14 protein-coding genes are annotated in these 20,716 nt (G+C 27.3%); 12 read left to right on the forward strand and 2 right to left on the reverse strand.

Going from position 1 to position 20,716, the window contains the following annotated elements:
* The first annotated feature begins 1 nt into the window (after position 1).
* The 5 genes from pth to QIA31_RS04530 all read left to right on the forward strand — a co-directional run bounded on the left by pth (position 2) and on the right by QIA31_RS04530 (position 6,499).
* Positions 2-568: an aminoacyl-tRNA hydrolase gene (gene pth / locus QIA31_RS04510; RefSeq protein WP_301394399.1), complete on the forward strand. Its 567-nt coding sequence runs from the start codon at positions 2-4 to the stop codon at positions 566-568.
* Positions 568-1,890, forward strand: a complete 1,323-nt coding sequence (tilS, locus tag QIA31_RS04515) for a tRNA lysidine(34) synthetase TilS (RefSeq protein ID WP_301394400.1) — start codon at positions 568-570, stop codon at positions 1,888-1,890. Before pth ends, tilS begins: the two co-directional genes overlap by 1 nt.
* Positions 1,887-3,809 carry an ATP-dependent zinc metalloprotease FtsH gene (gene ftsH, locus QIA31_RS04520; RefSeq protein ID WP_301385920.1) on the forward strand — a complete coding sequence of 641 codons (1,923 nt, stop codon included), beginning with the start codon at positions 1,887-1,889 and terminating at the stop codon, positions 3,807-3,809. Before tilS ends, ftsH begins: the two co-directional genes overlap by 4 nt.
* Before the next feature lie 11 nt (positions 3,810-3,820).
* Positions 3,821-5,302, forward strand: coding sequence for a hypothetical protein (locus QIA31_RS04525; protein WP_301394401.1), 1,482 nt, complete (start codon positions 3,821-3,823; stop codon positions 5,300-5,302).
* Between the two features lie 90 nt (positions 5,303-5,392).
* A complete protein-coding gene (locus QIA31_RS04530) occupies positions 5,393-6,499 on the forward strand; it encodes a thymidine kinase (protein WP_301394402.1) in 1,107 nt (368 codons plus the stop codon).
* Here QIA31_RS04530 and QIA31_RS04535 read toward each other — a convergent pair.
* Together QIA31_RS04535 and tmk are read right to left on the reverse strand one after the other, a co-directional pair.
* Positions 6,496-7,125: a hypothetical protein gene (locus QIA31_RS04535; RefSeq protein WP_301394403.1), complete on the reverse strand. Its 630-nt coding sequence runs from the start codon at positions 7,123-7,125 to the stop codon at positions 6,496-6,498. The genes QIA31_RS04530 and QIA31_RS04535 overlap by 4 nt on opposite strands.
* A gap of 13 nt (positions 7,126-7,138) precedes the next feature.
* Positions 7,139-7,747 (reverse strand): dTMP kinase, encoded by a 609-nt coding sequence (tmk, locus tag QIA31_RS04540; RefSeq protein ID WP_301394404.1) that lies wholly within the window; start codon positions 7,745-7,747, stop codon positions 7,139-7,141.
* 85 nt (positions 7,748-7,832) lie between these two features.
* On the opposite strand from tmk, the gene QIA31_RS04545 reads away from it, so the two are divergent.
* From QIA31_RS04545 to nusA, 7 genes are all read left to right on the forward strand, one after another.
* Positions 7,833-12,233 (forward strand): translocation/assembly module TamB domain-containing protein, encoded by a 4,401-nt coding sequence (locus tag QIA31_RS04545; RefSeq protein WP_301394405.1) that lies wholly within the window; start codon positions 7,833-7,835, stop codon positions 12,231-12,233.
* Between the two features lie 17 nt (positions 12,234-12,250).
* Positions 12,251-14,716, forward strand: coding sequence for an outer membrane protein assembly factor BamA (gene bamA / locus QIA31_RS04550; RefSeq protein ID WP_301394406.1), 2,466 nt, complete (start codon positions 12,251-12,253; stop codon positions 14,714-14,716).
* A 21-nt stretch (positions 14,717-14,737) separates the two neighbouring features.
* The gene (locus QIA31_RS04555) at positions 14,738-15,271 is read left to right on the forward strand and encodes an OmpH family outer membrane protein (RefSeq protein WP_301394407.1); all 534 of its coding nucleotides are present in this window, start codon (positions 14,738-14,740) and stop codon (positions 15,269-15,271) included.
* 215 nt (positions 15,272-15,486) lie between these two features.
* Positions 15,487-18,078, forward strand: a complete 2,592-nt coding sequence (gene mutS, locus QIA31_RS04560) for a DNA mismatch repair protein MutS (RefSeq protein ID WP_301394408.1) — start codon at positions 15,487-15,489, stop codon at positions 18,076-18,078.
* A 1-nt stretch (position 18,079) separates the two neighbouring features.
* Positions 18,080-18,697, forward strand: coding sequence for a ComF family protein (locus tag QIA31_RS04565; protein WP_151060438.1), 618 nt, complete (start codon positions 18,080-18,082; stop codon positions 18,695-18,697).
* A 100-nt stretch (positions 18,698-18,797) separates the two neighbouring features.
* Complete coding sequence (rimP, locus tag QIA31_RS04570; RefSeq protein ID WP_301394409.1) at positions 18,798-19,235, forward strand: ribosome maturation factor RimP; 438 nt, start codon at positions 18,798-18,800, stop codon at positions 19,233-19,235.
* A gap of 13 nt (positions 19,236-19,248) precedes the next feature.
* A complete protein-coding gene (gene nusA, locus QIA31_RS04575; RefSeq protein WP_301394410.1) occupies positions 19,249-20,715 on the forward strand; it encodes a transcription termination factor NusA in 1,467 nt (488 codons plus the stop codon).
* Position 20,716: the final 1 nt, after the last annotated feature.

Consider the following 20,716-nt stretch of genomic DNA (forward strand, 5'->3'; position numbering starts at 1 on the left):
TATGGGGTTGTTGATACTTGGATTAGGAAACCCTGGATTAGAATTTTCTTTAACGAGGCATAATGTTGGCTTTTCTCTTTTAGATAAAATTGCTTCTAAGAATGGCCTCTTTTTAAAGAGAAAAAAAAAGTATGAATATTCAGAGTTAAGAATGATTTCTAGAAGGGTAATTTTGGTTAAGCCATTGACTTATATGAATCTAAGCGGATCTTTATTTCCTTCAATATTTTCAGATTTTTATATGAGTGTAAAGAATTTATTAGTTGTTATTGACAATGTTGATCTTCCTTTGGGAAAATGTCGACTTAAAGAGCGGGGTGGTGCGTCTACTCATAATGGTCTTAAGTCAATTTCAAGTGCTCTTGGAAGCCCTAACTACAGTAGACTTTATATTGGGATTGGGAGCAATATTGTGAACGATATGAAGAGCTTTGTTCTTTCTAAATTTTGCAAGGATGAAATAAATAGGCTTGAAAAATTGTATGACTTTTTAAGTGATGAGTTAATTGATATTAGCGAGGCAAATTTTAAAGATAAGGTTCAAAAAATCAATTCTAGTAATTTTTAATGCATTTTTTAGACGATAATATACAAATTAAAATAGATAAATTTTATAAAAAAAATTCTTTAAATAAAAATCGGGTTATTGTTGCTTTTTCTGGAGGAGCCGATTCTACAACTTTATTATTGAATTTAAAATGTTACTTGGACAATAATATTATTGCATTTTATTTTGCTCATTTTATTAGGTCTGATAATGAGCAAAATCAAGAAATAAAGCATGTAAAGGAGTTTTGCGATTTTTACAACATTGCTTTGCAAATTAAAAAATGCGATATAGATATAAAAAGCGAATCAGCCAGGTTGGGAGTATCTATTGAAGAACTTGCAAGGAAATGTAGATATAATGCTTTAGAAAATGCCCTTAAAGAAAATGATGCAAATTATATTGCACTTGCTCATAACGAGAACGATCAAATTGAAACAATAATTATGAGATTTTTTCAAGGATCTTTTTTGGATGGTCTTGCAGGCATTCCTAGTATTAACAAAAATATTATAAGGCCATTACTCGAGGTTTCAAGACTAGAAATTGAGAATTTTTTATATTTGAATAAAATCAGTTTTTTTGTTGATAGTACAAATGCTCAAAATTTATATCTAAGAAATAGAGTTAGAAATAATTTATTACCTTCTATAGAAAAGATTTTTAAAGGGTATGAAAAATGTCTTAAGAGAATATCTGAATTTTCAAAAGAATTTTCAGATTATTTTGAAAAAGATGAATTTTTTCCTGTTGAGAAAGGTAGATACTATTATTCTTTTGATTTGGAAGCTTTTTTAGATTTTCCTAAGTATTTGGTATTTAGATTGATTTTTAAAATTTTAAACTCAGAAGGAATTGTAACTAAAGTTTCCTATAAAGCTCTTAATGAAGTGTTTAAAGTAGAGATTAGTAAAAAGAAAAACAATGTTTTGTTAAAAACCAATGAATTTTTTTTAGAAAAAAGGCATAATAAAATTAATTTAATTTTTAAAAGGGATGAAAAACTTTACAAACCTTTTAATTTTATTTTAGAAGTTGGTAAATGGCATAGTTTATCTTTAGGTAAGATTTTGCTAAAATGTTTAGAGTGCAATACGGCTTCTGTATCAAGGCTAGAATGTTGTTCTTATGAGCTTAGATGTAAATTTTTTAAAAATAAGTTGAAAGCAAAAAAATTTTTTTCTAAGTTTATAAGGTTCAATCCGATTTATTTAATGTTGTTAGCATTAGATAATAGGTTGATTGGAATTATTGATTTAAATACTTTAAACTTAGTATGGAGTGAAAAAAGCATTCTTAAAAAAATTAGTATATCTTTGATTGGAGGGCTTTTAAAGGAATGAATGGCAATAATAATATAAATAATAATGGCAAATCTAATAACAAAAAGAAGAATAAAAATTGGATTTTAGGACTTGTTGTTATTTTTTTAATTTCAGCAATATTTATGTCATATTTTATAAGGGGAGGGGAAAGCTATAAAAATGTTCCTTATAGCACTTTTCAGAGTTATTTGGACAATGGTTTAGTTGAGTCTGTAGTAATAATTGATAAAAATTTGATTCAATTTGTTGTTAAGGGCTCCAACTTTGTAAAATCTTATTTTTCTACCACTATTCCCTATCTTGATATAAATTTGCTTTCAGAATTAAAAAGTAAAAAAGTTGAGCTTAGCTCAGGAAAAAGTCAAGCTTCATTAATTGGGGTTTTATTGCAAACTTTGCCATGGATTTTATTTTTTATTTTCTTTTTCTTTATATTTCGTCAAACCCAAGGTGGTGGTGGAAAAGTTTTTACATTTGGGAAAAGCAATGCTCAAAAGTACGAAGCTGGAAAGAATAAAATCACCTTTAAAGATGTGGCTGGGCAAGAAGAGGTTAAGCAAGAGCTTCGTGAAGTTGTTGAATTTCTTAAAAATCCAAAAAAATTTGAAAAAATAGGCGCAAAAATTCCTAAAGGAGTGCTTTTGGTTGGCTCTCCAGGTACCGGCAAGACTTTGCTTGCCAAAGCTGTTGCTGGTGAGGCTGGGGTTAGTTTTTTTCACATGTCAGGTTCAGATTTTGTTGAAATGTTTGTGGGAGTTGGTGCAAGTCGTGTTAGAGATTTATTTGATAATGCTAGAAAAAATTCTCCATGTATTATTTTTATTGATGAGCTTGATGCTGTTGGTCGAAGTCGTGGCGCGGGGCTTGGCGGTGGTCATGATGAAAGAGAGCAAACTCTTAATCAACTATTGGTTGAAATGGATGGATTTGGAACACATACCAATGTAATTGTTATGGCTGCCACAAATCGTCCAGATGTTCTTGACTCTGCGTTGCTTAGACCTGGGCGATTTGACAGACAAGTAACAGTTTCTTTGCCTGATATTAAAGAAAGAGAGGCAATATTAAATATTCATTCTTCAAAAACAAAGCTTTCAAAGGATATTAATTTGCATGTAATAGCAAGAGCTACTCCTGGAGCTAGTGGTGCTGATCTTGCAAATTTAATTAATGAAGGAGCCTTAATAGCTGCAAGGAATAATCAAGATGAAATTTTAATGAAGGATATGGAAGAGGCCAGAGATAAAATACTGATGGGAGTTGCAAAAAAATCTATGACTATTACTGATAGACAAAAGCTTGAGACTGCTTATCATGAGGCAGGGCATGCTTTGCTTCATTATTATCTTGAACATGCCGATCCACTCCATAAGGTTACCATTATTCCAAGAGGCAGGGCACTTGGTGTTGCATTTTCGCTTCCAAGAGAAGATAGACTTTCAATAAACAAGTACCAAATTCTTGATAAAATAAAAATATGTTATGGTGGTTATGCTAGTGAGCAAATAAATTTGGGCTTTACAACAGCGGGTGTTCAAAATGATTTAATGCAAGCTACTAGCTTGGCTAAGAAAATGGTTACGGAGTGGGGAATGGGCGAAGAGGTTGGGCCAATATTTTTAGTAGATGATGAAGCACCCATTTTTCTTCCAAAAGAGTTTTCAAAGGCTAAGGCTTATTCTGAGAACACTGCTGATAAAGTTGACAGAGAAGTAAAAAGAATACTTGAAGAATGTTTGAAAGAAGCATCAGATATTCTTGTAAAGCATAAGGATCAGCTTGTTAAGCTTGCAAAAGAACTTGTTTTAAAGGAAACTTTGACAGATAAAGAAGTAAGAGAGCTTTTGGGTTTTGAAGTTAGTGAAGATGAGCACGATTTATTTGTAGTGGATTCTGCTACTTCAAAAGAAGTAAAGGAGGAAGAGATAAAAGGTTAGGATAAGTGTTTATGTTTTATTTAAAGATGGGTTTGATTCTTTTTATTTCTATAAACCTAAATGCAGCTTTAATCAAAGAAGATGAAGATATTTCAAGTATTCTTTTTAATGAGTCTAAAAATTTTTCCAATTTTCAAAAAGGAAGTGACCTGATTTATGGATCTCTTGATTTTAATTTGCTAGCATCAGACTCTCTTTATGAGCTTGCATTAAAAGAGGATATTGCTTTAATAGATAGAATTTATTTATTAAAAGAAGCAATTAAGATTAATAACTTTAAAATAATAGCTACTAAAGAAATATACACTTATTATTTTGCATTGCTTTTAAGGCAAAACAATAATGAGGATATGTATAAAGAAATTATTACTTTGTATGGAAGCTTAAATGAAGAATTACAAATAGATAAAAATTTAATTTGCATGAGACTTGAAGCTTCTGGAAGGCTTAAAAGCTTTGGGAATGATTTTAAAAAAGTTTTATTTAAAGCCTTTTCTTTGTATGGCAATGATTTTTTATTTTTTAAGTGGTTCTTAAAAGAAGATAGGTTTTTTTTCAGCATTTTTAATGCTATTAGATCAAAAGAAGATTTTTTCTTTACAACTGAAAATATTAATTATATATTTAGAAATTCAGATTTTAATTATGACAATTCTGTTTCTTTGTTTTCTTTTCTTAAGGGTAAAATTAAAGAATATAATGGAATTCATGGCATTTATTTTTTAAAATACAAGCTTTTAGACCCCGTTGAAGCTTATAGAATTTTTAAAAAATTTCCTCCTGAGACAATAAATGAATATAAAATGTTTTATGATCTTTTAGAAGATCCTGAGATGAAGAGTAAATTTTTAGAAGATTATAAAAGGTTGTCAGGAATTTATTGTATTGACAATAAAAATAATATTGCCATACTCAAAGATGGAATTTTAGTAGGTGTTTTTTCAGGAACAGCAGATTTTGGCAATAAATTTAGTTTAAATAATAGATATTTTAGTAAAGTTTATTTTAAAGATAAGTTTCCAGTTTATTATGAGAATAGTTTATTTGGTTATAAAATAAACTATTCTGTTTATCCTTATGTTGATATGATTGAGGTTCAATATCCTAATAAAAGAGATGTTTATACATTTGCTTTACATTCTTTTAAGTTCAATCTTTTTAATCATTTAGGTTACGATTTTAATAATCTTGGGATCAGAGAATTATTCTTGATTAATATTAAAGATTTTTTCCCACCTACTGCTTTGAATTTATTTTTTGAAAAAATTTCTGTTTTAGATATTAGATCAAGCTTGATAAGTAAAAAAAAATACTTTGGATTTAATTTAGTAGAAATTAAAAATTATGTGGTTGGAAGTTTGGTTTCAATTTATAGAAAAGTTAATGGTTCTACAAGATTTAATTATATTGAGATTTATGAGAAGGGCAAATTAAAAATAAAAAAAGTTTTATTAGATGATGATTGTTTTGAAAGTTATTATTCTTTTGAATGATGACTTTAATAGAGCCTTAATTATTAATCTTAGGTTTTTTGTTGTTCTTTATTTGTATAATTGAATTTGAATTTACTTCGGGGAGGATTTTTGAGTTTTTGTTTAGACTTTGCTAATAAAGAAGATACTAAATTATTAAATAACATTATCTCTGTTAGTCATTTTGATTTTAAAGCCAAAATAAATTTGATTCTTGTAGTTGGTCCTATGGGAAGTGGAAAAACAGAATATGCTGCAAAAATTTATAAAGATTCTCTTGTTGTAAGAAAAAAATCTTTCAAGGTGTTAGGCAATGTTATTAAAGGTAATAGGAGCAGGGTTAATGTATTTTTTATTAGAAATTTTTTAGACAAGAGGAGATTTCAGGATTATCCAGAAAATGTAATACCATATAGAGGCGGTGGAAAAGATAAAATTGATGAGATTGGTTTTGCCAGCAGCTCGTTTGATATTGAAAACTTAATAGCTTCTAATCCTAGTTGTGGTACTTTTATTATTGATGAGGCATGTTTTTATGATGAACGTTTGATTTTTGTTTTAAATAAAATTTCTTTAAATGAGAATATTTTATTTATATTACCCACATTACTTTATAATTTTAGAAAAGAGTCTTTTAATGATACTGCTAAACTTTTGGTAGAATATTCAGATAAGATTTATAAGCTTGGGGCTTATTGTGGTCACATTGATTGCATGGAAGAATCTTTTTTTTCGTATAGGTATTATTTTTACAACAATAAAGAAATTCCAGCTCCTTATTTTGATCCTTTGCTTATTGTTGGTGGTGACGAAGATATTGAATCTGCTATTTATCCAAATTATGCTACAAGATGTTCAATGCATCATTATCTTGTGGGTAAAGAATATTTTTTTTCTTTTTTAAAGCCATTTGCTCTACTGTATTCACAAGGAGATAAAAAATTTCTTGAAAATGAAATTGTAGAGTTAAGTACTGATGTTGAAAATTCCAATTTTGTAAATTCTTTAAATAGCGAAAAAATGTGTGAATTTAGGGCTGAAATTTTGAGAAATATTATAGAATTACCTTTTTTAGCAGAAAGAGCATTAATAACTCTTTTTTCAGAATATAGTATCTTGAGTAAAGAAAATTTTAAAGATCTTGTTTTTAAGTTTTCATTAAATAAGGATTATATAAATAAAATTTTTTTTTCCAAAGATGGCAAAGAATTTTTTTAAAAATAGTTTAAACTTTTTTCAAAAAATGCTTTAGTTTCGTCAATTCTTAGTAGTTCTTTTTTGATAATGTCATAGTAATCTAACTCTTTAAGAGAGATTTTGTGATATTCGTTTTCCCAATTTGTTATTCCATCGGTTTCTAGCTTGATAAATTTGTAGCTTTCAAGTTTTTTATGGTATTTCAGCGCTTCATCGTAGTAGTTAATAGCCATTTTATATATTTTTTTTGATTTTTCTAAATTGAGAATAATTCCATTTTTTTCTGGAGTTTTGAAAAAATATAAATTTCTTGTGTCAAATAAATTTCCCAGATATAAGTTTTGTTTAACTAGGAGCAGATTTACATGCATTTTGAAAAGAAGTTTATATTTTGTCCATTGCTCTTTTGTTTCTATTTTAGTTAGTGAGTATTTTGGATTTCCAAATGGGTATTTTAAGGCTTTTTGAAGAAAAAATATATTTTTTTTATAGTTTTCAGGGTTTTTTTTCATTTGAGCGCTAAAGATTACATACCATTGTTCTGCATAATAAAATTTGGACAATGCATTTATCTTTGCAACTGCTATTAAAAGGAGTAGAAATAAACTTATTTGAAAAGTTATACTTTTGAAAATATAATTAATCATACGATTAATTATATTAGAACTTTATTAGATTAAAAATTTTTTTTGCGTTTTTATTTAAATTATCTTTTGTTGAATTATTAAGGTAAATCACATCAATTTTTTTTTCTAGGATTTTTAATGCTTTTGAATACTTTAGAGCAATTTGTTCAAAAGTATTGTATCTTTCAAGCTCAAAAAGATCACTTTGTGTTCTATATTTTTGTATTCTTTCGTAAGCTATGTTTGGAGCTGTTTCAATAAAGAATACTTTTTCAGGCAGTGGAAAATTTTTATTTAATTCATATCCTAATTCTCCCTGATAGGCAATTGATGAGAATAAATAGCGATCGGTTATTATTTTTATGGACTTTGTTTTTAAAATTTCTAGTATTCCACCTTTTTTATATAAATGATCGTGTCGATCTGCTGCATAAAGATATGCAAATGTTGATTCTTTTAGAGGATTTTTAAAATTCATTAATTGCTTTTTTATCATTTCTCCAATTATTCCGCTTGATGGTTCTTTTGTAAAATAATATCTTGATTTATCGTCGCAAAGAGCTTTTAGTTTATTAATTATGCTTGTTTTCCCGCTTCCATCAATTCCCTCTATGCAATAAAAGTTTTTTAAAATTTTAATCACAAATATTTTTTCTTCCTTTCCTTTGGCGTCAATAATTAGGTTATTGATAATTATTATATAATAATAATTATCAATATATGAGTGTATGAATTTGGGATTTTTGAAAAATAAATCGTTTCTATTGTTGATTTTAGCATTTTTTGTTTTTGTTTTAATAATTTTTTCCATTAATTTATTTGTTCAAGTTCAAATTTATTCTGCCAAGTTTTTTGTTGTAAAATATCTTGAGTCAAAATTTGGCTTTAAGATTAAATATGATAAAATTTCACCGTATTTTTTATCATCTATTAAAATAGACGGTTTAGAGTTAAGCTTGGATGGAAAAGATAAAATATTAATGGATGTCGTTAGGGTAGATTTAAATCTGTTTAAATTAATTTTAGGTGATGAAAATATTATTTTAAATGTTTATGTTAAAGGGAGTAATTTGAATTTTGATATAAGTGATTTTGGTTTATTTGATGATTCAAATTCTAGCAGTGCTTACAATAAGAGAAATGTAATTTTTAATAAAGTTTTAAACTATCTTTATAGGTTAAATATTAATTTAGAAAATATCAATATTAATATTAGGCTTAATAATAATAGTTGGTTGAATTTTAAAGTTAAAAATTTTTCCTTAAGCACCGTAGATGAAGATTTTTTATTTAGCTCTGTGATTGATTTTAGTGCTTTTAAAAATTTAGAAATTAATTTACCGCCTGAAAGAGTTGATGATGGAATCTTAGATTCAACTTTCTATTTTGAGGGAAAATTTAAAAAAGGCTTTGAGGATGGTTATGTTAATTTTAGTTTTTTTGAATTTAAAACAAGATATTTTTCTTTTCTTGAGCAAGGATTCCAAATAAATTATTCAAAAGGAAATTTAAAAATTTTTAATTTACGAAGGGAGAATTTTGATTTTAATTTAAGTTATGACAAAGCTAATGGTTTTATTCGATTAGATGCTTTATTTTTTAATGTTAATCTTTTAAATTGGATTAAGTTAAACAAAGACTTTGAAGTTTATAAAGATTATTTTGATATAAGTTTAAATGGGCAGGTGGCATTTTCTTATGATTTTAAAGATAAAGATTTAAGATATGCAGGGATAATAAATTCTTCTTTAAATGTAGATACTATAGGTAAAGAAATTCAAGGTTTACAACTCGAAATCAAAGGGGATGAAAGCATTGCAATTGTTAAGAATGCTTTTTTAAAGCTCAAAAGGGGAGTTGTAAACTATAAAGGTTATTATTCTTTAAAAGACTTGCTTCCAATAGGACGCCTTAGCTTTAAGTCTGCAAAAATTTTAAACTTTAACGACTTAAATGGGTATTTGGATTTTAAGAAAGATAAGGATATTTTTTCAGTTAAGTCTAATAATTTTAGCCTTGGAAATCTTAGTTTTCAAAATTTAAGCTTAAAAACTTATTTTTTAAAGGATAAAGTTTTTTTTGACTATTTGATTTATTTAGAAAATAAAAATTCTCAAATTTATTTAAAGGGTGATCTTAATGATGAGGAATTTTCTTTTAGTTTAGGCATTAAAGAGTTTCCTTTGCTTTTTTTAAAAGAAGTCATTCCTAGTTCTTACTTAATAAATTTTTTTCCCCAGATTTTATTTTCAGGTAAATATTTAAATTTAGTTTCTGATTTTGATTTAAACAAATTTGACTATCATAAAAATAGATTAAAAAAATTTAATTTTATAGTATTTTCAAAGTTAGATAATTTCAGATTCATATTTGATGCTAGTGGAGAAAAAAATTTTTACAAATCAAATAACTTTGATTTACAGTACAATGATTACAATTTGCATTCTAATTTATTTGTTGAGTTATTTGAAAGTGGGTTTTATATTGGTATGAACTTTTCTTATTTGGACAAAAGTTATCTTTTGAATTTTAATGTGAATCTTAAAGATAAGTTTATTGTTGGAGAATCTCCTCTTGGTATTAAATTAGATATAAATTATTTTGATTCTAAAATAATTTATGCTCTTAATGTTAATGGTTTTAAGGTTTATAATAAAACTTCTGATCTTTTGATAAATATAAATTCTCATGGAAACTATTTAGGTATTAATAATGATTTGAAATTTAAAATAGATAAGTTTAATATAATAAAAGTTTCTAAAATGCCCGCTTATAATTTTAATTTTGGTTTTAAGGGTTTATATGAATATGATAAGTTATACATTTCTGATGTTAAGTTTGTAAACAAACTTTCAAATTTGCAAGGATACGGACAATTCAATTTAAAAGATGATTTTAATGGGAGTTTGAATCTATTTTCTAGCGTAAATTCAGAACGATATTTTTTAGGGGTTAATTCTGATGAATATGGAAGTTATTTTTTGCTTAAATTCCAAGATTTAGATTTTTGCAATTTTAATTCTTTGTCCCTTTTAGAGGGGAAGGTCAATGGTAATTTTTTACTAAATTTTAAAAACAATGATTTTAAAAATTATTCTTTGAGCGGATATCTTGAGGTCGATAAATTAATTTTATTAGGCATTCCTGTTCAGTTTTCTCTGAATTTAGGATTATTGGACAATAAACTTAACATATATGATATAAGGGCTAAACGCAATAAAAAAGAGTTTCTTACTGGCAGCCTAAGATATGATCTGAGCAGTTCTATAGGTGTGTCTAATATGGTCTTTAATAGCGACTTGTTTTCTTATAAGTTTAGTGCAAATTTTAGAAACTTTGAAAGTAGAGACAAAGATCGATTTGGAATTTTGAAAACCAAAACAGAGGGCGAATTCTCTTTTAGAGATATTAAATATAAAAATGAGTTTTTATCTAATCTTACAGTTGAGTTTAGCAATGATTTTGAAAAATTTAATATGACTTCGATTGATTATGATCTTATTAATATTTTATATCATTATGATAGTGGAGAATATAGTTTTGTTTTAAAAGATTATTTTCCTCTTAGTTTTAATTCGTCAGGCAAAATAATTAAAAATAAAATTCTTGGGAATGTTAAAGATATTAAATTTGATTCAAAAATAATAACTAAAGATTTTTTAGATTCACATTTTTTATTTAATATTGACACCCATTTTATTCTTTATGATCTTGTTTTAAATGGTGAATTTAATATTGATGGAGATTTGTATAATCCTAATATTAATGGAAGTTTAAATATTCAAAAAGGATCAATAAGTACTGAGTATTTAAAAGCTTTTAGAAAGTTTGGTGGTGATAGGGTTTTAGAAATATTTGATGTGCCAGTTGAAATTCAGGATAATAAAATCATTTTTAGTAATGAGTTTAATCTAGATCGATACTCTAAAGTTTTTGTTTCTACCAGCTTAAATTTAAATTTTCTAAGTGATACTATTATTGATTATTACAAAATAGATATTAATGTGACTGGTAGAACAGGAGTTCCTATTAAGTTTGACAAAATTGCTTTAAGCTTTACAGGTTATGCTTTAGGCAATTTTTCAATTGAAGGAAATCCTGATGAAATTATGTTTAAAGGCGTTTTAAATGTTTCAAATGCTTGGGTTTATTCCCTTGAAAGTTCTATTGTTAATTTATTGATAAATCCTTTCAAGCAAGTAAAAAAAGCGCAAACAGTTGATGTTAATATTCGAGATTTTGATATTTTAACCCATCTTGAGATAAATTTTGACAGTGGCGTTACTTTTCATTGGCCAGATAGTAATATTTCGTTTTTACAAGCTACTATTTCAAGAGGGGATAAGCTTATAATAAAATCTGATACAAAAACAGATGATTTTATTCTTAAGGGAGATTTGAATATTGCAAGTGGTTTTGTTAATTATAATAATAAAAAATTTATCTTTAAAAGTGGCTCTTATATTTCCTTTAATGAGAGCAGAACTAAATTTGATCCATGGATAAAAGCAGAGGCTACAAATACTATTAAAGATAGAAATGATAAGCTGCTTGTTACAATAGGTATTGATTGTCCTTTGAGTTTATGGAAAATTGAGTTTATGTCTTATCCTTCTAGAACTGAACAGGAGATTAAATATTTGCTTTCAGGTTCAACAATGGGGGGGGGGTCTGAAGGGGGATTGCGATCGGCAGGGACTAATGCTGCTGAAATGGCAATTGGAATAGTAAGTGACATTGCTCTTGATTTTTTAATTCAACCCATTGAAGATTATATGCGTTCTGTATTAAACTTAGATTTGTTGAGTATAAAGACAGATATATTGAAAAATTCTATTAATAGTAATTTTTTTAAAATTGGAAATCCTACTTTTGTTGATGTTCTTGACAATACAAGCGTTAAGGTCGGGAAATATCTTGTTGAGGGTGTTTTTATTAGTGGGGGTTTTGGGTTTTTAAAAGAGCAAATGACCCCTTTTTCAAAAGATTTAAATTTTGTTATTAATTTAGGTATTGAGTTTGATTCTCCATTTTTTTTGGTTAATTATGAGTTTGATTACAATTTTATGAAAAAAGGTTTAGATGGAATAGGAAATAATATAGGTATTTCTTGGAAATTTAAATATTAAATTGTTAAGAGGTTAAGATGGGTTCAATTAGAGGTTTATTTTTTATAAGTTTTTTAATGTTTTTTGTTGTTTTTGGTTTTGCTCAAGTTGAAAATTACAAAGGGAAAATAATAAAGGGTATTAATTTTGAAGGACTTAAGAATAAGAAAGAGGTAGATTTTATTAATATCTTAAAACCTTACATTGGTAAAGCATATTCTAATGAAATTTTTGATAAATTGCAAATCGATCTTTATTCTCTTGATTATTTTTCTGGGCTTATTAAGCCGATTTTCAAAATAGATGGTGAGGATCTTTTTATTACATTTATTGTAAAAGAGAAATCTTTGGTTAATTCTGTTGTTTTTTCTGATAGCAGTAGAGTTTTTTGGAATAGTGAACTTGTTGAGAAGGTAAATATTAAAACTAATGAGCCTTTAAACCTTGCAAGTGTTAACAAAGGTCTTAACAAGCTTGAAGAGATGTATAAAGATATGGGGTATCTTGAGGTTTCTGCAAATTTTGAAATCAAGGAAGAAGGAAATTTAGTTGATATTGTTTTTAAGATAGTAGCTGGGCCCAAATATGTTATTAAAGGTATTGATTTTGAAGGAAATTTAAGCTTTAAAAGTAGTACTTTGAGAAAATCTTTAGCATCAAGAGTAGTATCTCTTTTCTCAGATGGTAAATATTTAAAAAGTAATGTTGATAAGGATAAGCGACAATTAGAGTCTTTTTATAAAAATAATGGATATATTGATATTAAGATTATAAATAGTACTGTTGATATTAAAGATTCTCTTAAAGATTCTCAAAGGTTAGAAAAGGAAGTTTTTTTGAAATATTTTCTTTCAGAAGGCAATGTTTTTAGATTTGGAAAGCTTGAAATTTTTGGTAATTCAGTTTTTAGTTTGGAAGAATTAAAAAGTTTTATCACCTTTAAAGAAGGCGATATTTTTAATAATTCTAAATTTGAGCAGGATTTTATCAAAATTAAGGAAAGTTATTTTAAGGAAGGGTATATTTTTACAGAAATTATTCCTTCACAAAAGATAAGAGGAGAGTTTGTTGATTTTTTAATTAAAATCTTAGAAAAGGATAAAGCTCATATTGAGTCTATTACTGTTTCTAAAAATAAAAATACAGCCTCACATGTAATACTTAGAGAGATTCCCCTTCAAGAGGGAGATGTTTTTAGCTTGGATAAGTTTAAGATGGGCATGGTAAATTTACAACAGCTTGGTTATTTTTCAAACGTAATCCCTGACATTGTTCCAAGCAATACAGAAGGGCTTATGAAAATAAATTTAAACATTGAGGAGCGAGCAACAAGTAATTTTGGATTTGGTATGAATTTTGGAGGCAATTCAAATTCTTCTTTCCCATTCTCAGTATTTGGACAATGGGAGCTTTCTAATTTTTTGGGCGAAGGCTATTATTTTGCTGCAAGACTAAATTTATCTTTTTTAGAGCAAAGTCTAAGTTTAACATTTAGAGATAATTGGTTTTTTCAAAAAAGATGGACCGTAGGTGGATTTGTAGATTTTTCACATTCTGTTAATACTGCTTATCAGGATATTAATGGACCTATTTTTTCTGGCAAAAGGGAAGTTCCTGATCCATTTACAAGTTGGGAAGAATATCGAGATGCCAAAAGCTTTTCCGATTTTAATGCTATGAATTATTCTTTGCTTAAACTTAGTTTTGGAGGATTTACAGGATATACTTTTTCTAATTATCTTGGTAAGCAGACTCTTCTTGGGACTTTGCAAACTGCTTTGAAATATGTTTTTTATGATAATGAGGTTAACAGGCCTTCAAATTATTATTTAAGAGATAATTATAAGACTTTTAGATTTGAAAATTCTCTTAGTTTGAGTGCGGCTTGGGATACAAGAAATTCTACTTCTTTGTCTAATAATGGATTTTTACTTAAGCAGCAGTTTGATTTTTTCGGCGGGTTTTTATTTGGTCAGAGTCATTTTATTAAATCAGCTACAACCTTTGAAAGATATTTTTCTCTTTTAGGATATGAGGATGTTTTTAGTCCTTATTTTGACATTATTTTAACTTTAAGGAGTGTCTATTCAAATATATTGCCTCCTCTTGGCAATGGTTTTGAAATTGAAATTCAACCCCATCATCATATAGTTCTTAGTGAAAATTTTATGCAGGCTAGAGGTTGGGGGATTTTGAAAAATATTTATAGTTCTTTTGTAAATACTGTTCAAATATCTATTCCTTTGTTAAAAAATATTTTAGTTTGGGATGTTTTTTTTATAGATTTTGCTTCTTATTCTTTAGAAGGGCAAGAAAATTCTTTATTTAGACCTTTTAGTAGTTTTGCTTTTAGCTGGGGAACTGGAATTAGAAGCCTTTTGCCTCAGTTGCCACTTTCTTTTGTAATAGCTTATCCTTTTTATTTTGACAATGATAAAGTTAACAGTTATTATAAATATTTTTCTGGATTTAAATTTTTCTTAGGAATTGAGATGAGATACTGATATAATACTATAGGGAAATTTGTGTGTTTTTTGATTTTACCATTGTTTTTTTTATTGTCTTTAAATGTTTTTTCAATAGATGTTATTAAAATAGGCATTGTTGATTTTGATAGGATTGTGATTGAAGTTTTAAATCCTCAATTGAAAGCTAATCTTGATCAAATAAAAAATAGGTATCAAGAGCAAATAAATCTGTTAAATTTAGAGCTCAAGAATTTGAAGCAGATGTATGATAAATCAATTGCCGATAATGATTTAGATAATGCAAGATCTTTTGGAAACCAGTATAATTTGAAAGTTGATGAGATAAAGAGAATATCTAGTTTAGCAAAGAATAATTTAGAACAACAAAGATTGGCTAATATTAATAGTTTAAACAATAATAGTGAAGCTTTAAGCAAAATACTTCATGGTATTCAATATATTGCAGAAGCTAATGGGTTTTCTTTGATCATGAAAAAAAATAATCCGTATATTCTTTATCATAACAGCACTGTTGATATAACAGACAGTGTTGTTAAGTATCTTTTAGAAAAGGATAATAAAAATCCTTAAGACTTTTCCTTTATTAAATTTGCTGTAATTAGACTGCAAATTTTTTTATTGTTCATGTTCATTAAAACAGTCAACTTGCCAATAATTGGGTTATTTTAATTGTATAAAATATTACTTTTAGATAGAGTTCTTTTCCCATTTTATATTCTTTATTTTTAATTGAAATATATTTATTTTATAATATCAATTATAATTCAATATTATTTAGGAAATATATGGAAAATAATGTTACCCCAATGATGAGGCAATACCTAGATATCAAAAAAAAATATAAAGATTCTATTATTTTCTTTAGAGTAGGAAGTTTTTATGAAATGTTTTTCGAAGATGCAATTGAGGCAAGTAAACTTCTTAATTTAACATTGACAAAAAGAGAAAATGTTCCAATGTGTGGAGTCCCTTACCATACTAGCAAGGAATATATAAGAAAATTGATTTTGTTTGATAAAAAGGTTGCAATTTGTGAACAAGTGTCTAATCCTGCTTCTGGAGGTGGGCCTTTAGAAAGAGAGGTTGTTGAAGTAATAACCCCGGGTGTTATTATTGATGAAGATTTTTTAAATGATGACGTTAATAACTATTTAGTTGCTATTAGTGATTACAAAAATTATTATTCGTTTTCTTATATAGACTTATCTACTTCTAGTCTTGGGATAATGTTTTATGAGAATAGTTTTTTTGAAAAACTTAAAAGGGATCTTGAGAAATACTCTCCTAAAGAGATAATAATTTCTGAGAACTTTTATTATGAATACTCAGAGAAGCTTAATCTTAGTCGGTTTTTAATTAACAGGGTCCCTGATTGGCATCTTGACAAGGATGTTGCAATAAAAGCAATAAAGGATCATTTTAAGATACTTGGATTGAGTTCTCTTGGTTTTGATGAGGAGAAACCTTATTACATTTCAATTTTTCTCATTATAAATCATATAAAAAATAATTTAAAAAATTTATTAAGCAATATTGATAAAATAGATATTAATAATGATTCTTTGCATATGTTTCTTGATGATGTAACTCAAGTGAATCTTGAGCTTGTAAAAAATAATAAAGATTTTTCTTCTCAACACTCATTATATTCTGTTTTAAATGATTGTAAAACCGCAATGGGAAAGAGGCTTTTGCGTGAATTTATTTTAAATCCAATTTTAAATATTTCTGAAATCAATACTAGGCTAGATCATGTTGAATTTTTTTGCAAAAATATTAGCCTAACTGTGACTTTAAGAGAAGCTTTTGTTAATATATGGGATATTGAGAGAATAATATCTAGGATTCAGATGAAAAGATATCTTAAAAAAGATTTTTTATTTATTGAAAAAGCACTTTCTGTATTTTTTTTGGTAAAAAAGTTATTTGATAAACATAATTTTGATTATTGGGATTTTGATAAGTCTGAAGAGGATAATATTTCTGAAGTTTGTTTTTTAATAAAGAGTGCAATTTCAAGCTCATCAGATGAGCTTATTAAAAGAGGTTATGATTTAAAACTTGATAGTTTAAAAGATTTAAAGATTAATGCAAATAAATATATTGATGAATATCTTGAATCAGAGAGACTGCTTAGCAAGATTAATAATTTAAAGATTAGAAAAACTAATAATAGGGGATTATTTTTTGAAGTTACAAAGAGTAATTATGCTCAAGTGCCAACACATTTTATTGAAAGCCAAACTTTAAATTCTTCAAAAAGATATAAAACAGAAAAACTTATTTCTCTTGAAGTGGATATTAATAATGCTGAGGACAGCGTGGTTGCTTTTGAACAGGAAATTTTTGATGAAATAGCATTAAATATTGTTAAGCATAATAAAGTTCTTAAAAAGGTTTCAGAATTTTTTGCATATATTGATTTGGTTGTTAACTTTGGGTATTTGGCAAAAAAAAATGAATATAAAAGACCTGTGTTGACAGAAGATAAAGAAATTTCTCTTGACAAGTCACGTCATCCTGTTGTTGAGCGTTATGTAAAAAACACCGAAATCTTTACTGAAAATTTTGTAAGGATTAGTAAAGAAGGGTATTTTTGTTTGATTACTGGCCCTAATATGGCGGGTAAATCAACCTATTTGCGTCAAGTAGCTTTAATTACTTTAATGGCACATATAGGTTCTTTTGTGCCAGCTTCTAATGCTGTAATAGGTATTACAGATAAAATTTTTTGCAGAATTGGAGCAAGTGATAATCTTGCTAAAGGGGAATCTACTTTTTTGGTTGAAATGAACGAAACAGCTAATATTTTGAGAAATGCAACAGAAAAGAGCTTAATAATTATGGATGAAGTTGGAAGAGGTACTAGTACAAACGATGGACTTGCTATTGCTTATTCTATTATAGAATATATTTTAGGGCATATTAAAGCTAGAAGTTTATTTGCCACACATTTTCATGAACTATCGGCTATTAATCATAAAGCTTTTATCAATCTTTCAATGAAAATTGAAAAGCAAGGTAATGATCTTATTTTCTTAAGAGAAGTTGAAGAAAAACCATCTCTTAATTCTTATGGGATTTATGTTGCTCGTATAGCAGGACTTCCTTTAAGGGTAATAGACAGGGCTAATGCTATTCTAAAAAGTTTGTTGAGCCGAGAGGGTAGCTCTTGTTTGGAATTTATTCCTTATATTTCTTCTAATGGTTGTGATAAAGAGATCTTGAAAAATGACGCTGATGTTCATGTTAAATTAAATGAGTATTTAGAGTTGAAAAAATTTATTTCTAACATAGATATTAATAATATTACCCCTTTTCAGTCAATTGAGCTGCTAAATCAAATTGTTTTAAAAGTTGTTTCTCAGTCTAGTTAGTATGAGTTATTTAAGTGTTTTAAGAAGTATATTTTTGCCTTTTTGTGTTTTTTGTAGAAAAAGATATGTATCTTCAAATGCTCTTTGCAACCAATGCAAATCGCTTTTTAATTTTAAAATTAAATTTGATGAGAATTTAATTTATTTTTTTGAATATAAAGAGCATTATAAATCTTTAATTTTGTCTTATAAGAGAGATGGTCAAAAATCAATTGGCAGATTTTTAGCAAGTGGAATTGCTAAATGTTTAAGTAATATTGATTTTGATCAAATAGTAACTGTTCCTTGTAGCTTTAAAAGAAAATTATTTTATGGTTTTGATCACATGGAATATATTGGTATTTTATTAAGCCGTTTTGGTTTTAATTATATGAATATTTTTTCAAGAAAGTATGGGAAAAGTCAGAAGTTAATGAAAGGGAATCTTAGATTTAAAAATCTTGAAAATAAAATTAAATTAAGATCAAAGTATAAAAATTTCCAATTTAAAAAGATTGTTTTGCTTGATGATATTGTTACCACAGGAACATCTATGTGTATCTGTGAAGACCTTGTTATGCAATGTGGAGCTTATAATGTTATAAGGCTTTCTTTGGCCAAATCTTATAATTTGCTTTAATATTGACATTATTTTTTTCAAGTGTTAACCTTGATTTAAGGTTTAGTTATGTATTTAATAAGGTTCTTTTAAAAGAACCTTATTATTTTTAGGAATATAGTTGATTAAATGTTTTGATAAAAATAATGAAGTTTATAATTTAATAAAAAATTTAGCAGAGCGTTTAAATGTTGAAATATTAGAAATTAATATTTTTAGAAATAAAAATGGCGGAAAAATTCAAATAGTTCTTTATGGTAAAGATTTTTCTTTAGGTATTGATTTGATGACTGATTTGCATAAGATGATTTTATTAATTTTGGAAGCAAATCTTAAATATAATTTTACCTTAGAGCTTTCTACACCAGGAATAGGTAGAAGGATAAAAAGTGACAGAGAGTTCCAAATTTTTGAAGGTAAAAAGATTAAGTTGATGCTAGATAATGAATTTGAAGAGGGTTTTATCTTAGAAGCAAAATTAAAAAGTTTTATTTTTAAAACAGATAGCAGAGAATTAAATGTTTTTTATAGTGATGTTAAGAAGGCTAGACTAGTTTAAGGAGGAATTTTGGATGATAAAGGGCACGGGACATATGATTGTAAGTATTGCAAATGATCGCAGTATGAGCGTAGAGTCTATTAGAAAAACAATTAAAGAATCAGTATTAATAGCTTATAAAAAGTATTTTGGGAGTAATGAGAATGCTTTTATTAAGTTTGATGATGATACTGGGGATTTGGTGGTTTATGCAAAAAAGAAAATTGTAGAAAAGGTGAAAGATTCTTTGCTTGAAATATTGGAAAAAGATATCTCAAGAGAAAATATTGTAGAAGGTGATTATGCTTACATTGAAATTGATCCTAAAGTTTTTGATAGGCTTTCTATTCAGGTTGCAAAACAAAGAACCAAAAATGATTTACAAGGAATTGAGGATAATGAGATTTTATCAGAATTTAAAAGCAAGTTGAATAAGGTTGTTATTGGGTATGTTCAACAAAATAGAAATGGAGATCTTTATGTTAATCTTGGTAATACTGATGGTATAATTCCTAAAAAGTATCAGTCGCCAAGGGAAGTTTATAGCCTTAATGATAAGATTAGAGTTTTAGTTCATAATGTCAAAAAGGGTAAAAATGGTATTGAGGTTATTCTTTCTAGAACTCATCCAAAGTTTATTGAAGAGCTTTTAGCACTTGAAATTCCCGAGATTGAAGAAGGCATTATTAAGATTCATAAAATAGTTCGTGATCCGGGCTACAGAATTAAAGTTGCTGTTTATTCTGAAAAAGAAGAGATTGATCCTATTGGTCCTTGCATAGGACAAAAAGGTGTTAGAATTCAATCTATAATTAAGGAACTTGAAGGAGAAAAAATAGATATTATCCCTTATAGTAAAGATATTAAAGAATTTATAAAAGATTCTTTGACCCCTTCTAAGATAGAGCATGTTTATATTCTTGATGAGGATTTACATAAGGCCTTAGTAGTCGTTAGTGATGATCAACTTTCCCTTGCTATAGGTAAAATGGGTCAAAATGTTAGGCTTGCTAATAGACTTCTTGACTGGGCTATTGATGTTAAAACCAGTAGTCAATTTGCAGAAATGAAAGCTAATTCAGAGTTTAAGCAAGAAACACTTGAAATGTTTGATAAAGTTATGCAGGATGTTGTTGAAGAAGAACAATTTGAGGAGATTAGTAAAATAAGCGATCTTAAATTGCTTGATTCTTTTGTGATTTCTAATTTATCAAAAGAGGGACTTAATGATATTAACAATTTTTTACAAGCAGATGAGGGACTGCTTTTTAACCTTGGAGTAAGTTATGAAAAACAAGAAGAAATTAACAAAATATTAAAAGAGGGGATGATAATAATTTCTAATGACAATGACAATGACAATGGTGAGTCTATGGAAAAAATAGAAGAAGGTGAAGGGGAAGAGCTTCTTTGTCCTGAATGTGGTGTTGTTATTAATGAAAATATGACCTCCTGTCCGGGTTGTAAAATAGGGCTTAGTTTCGAGTTTGAGGAGGAGTAAG

This window comes from [Borrelia] turdi, from assembly GCF_030439285.2.
In the GTDB taxonomy this organism is placed as follows: domain Bacteria; phylum Spirochaetota; class Spirochaetia; order Borreliales; family Borreliaceae; genus Borreliella; species Borreliella turdi.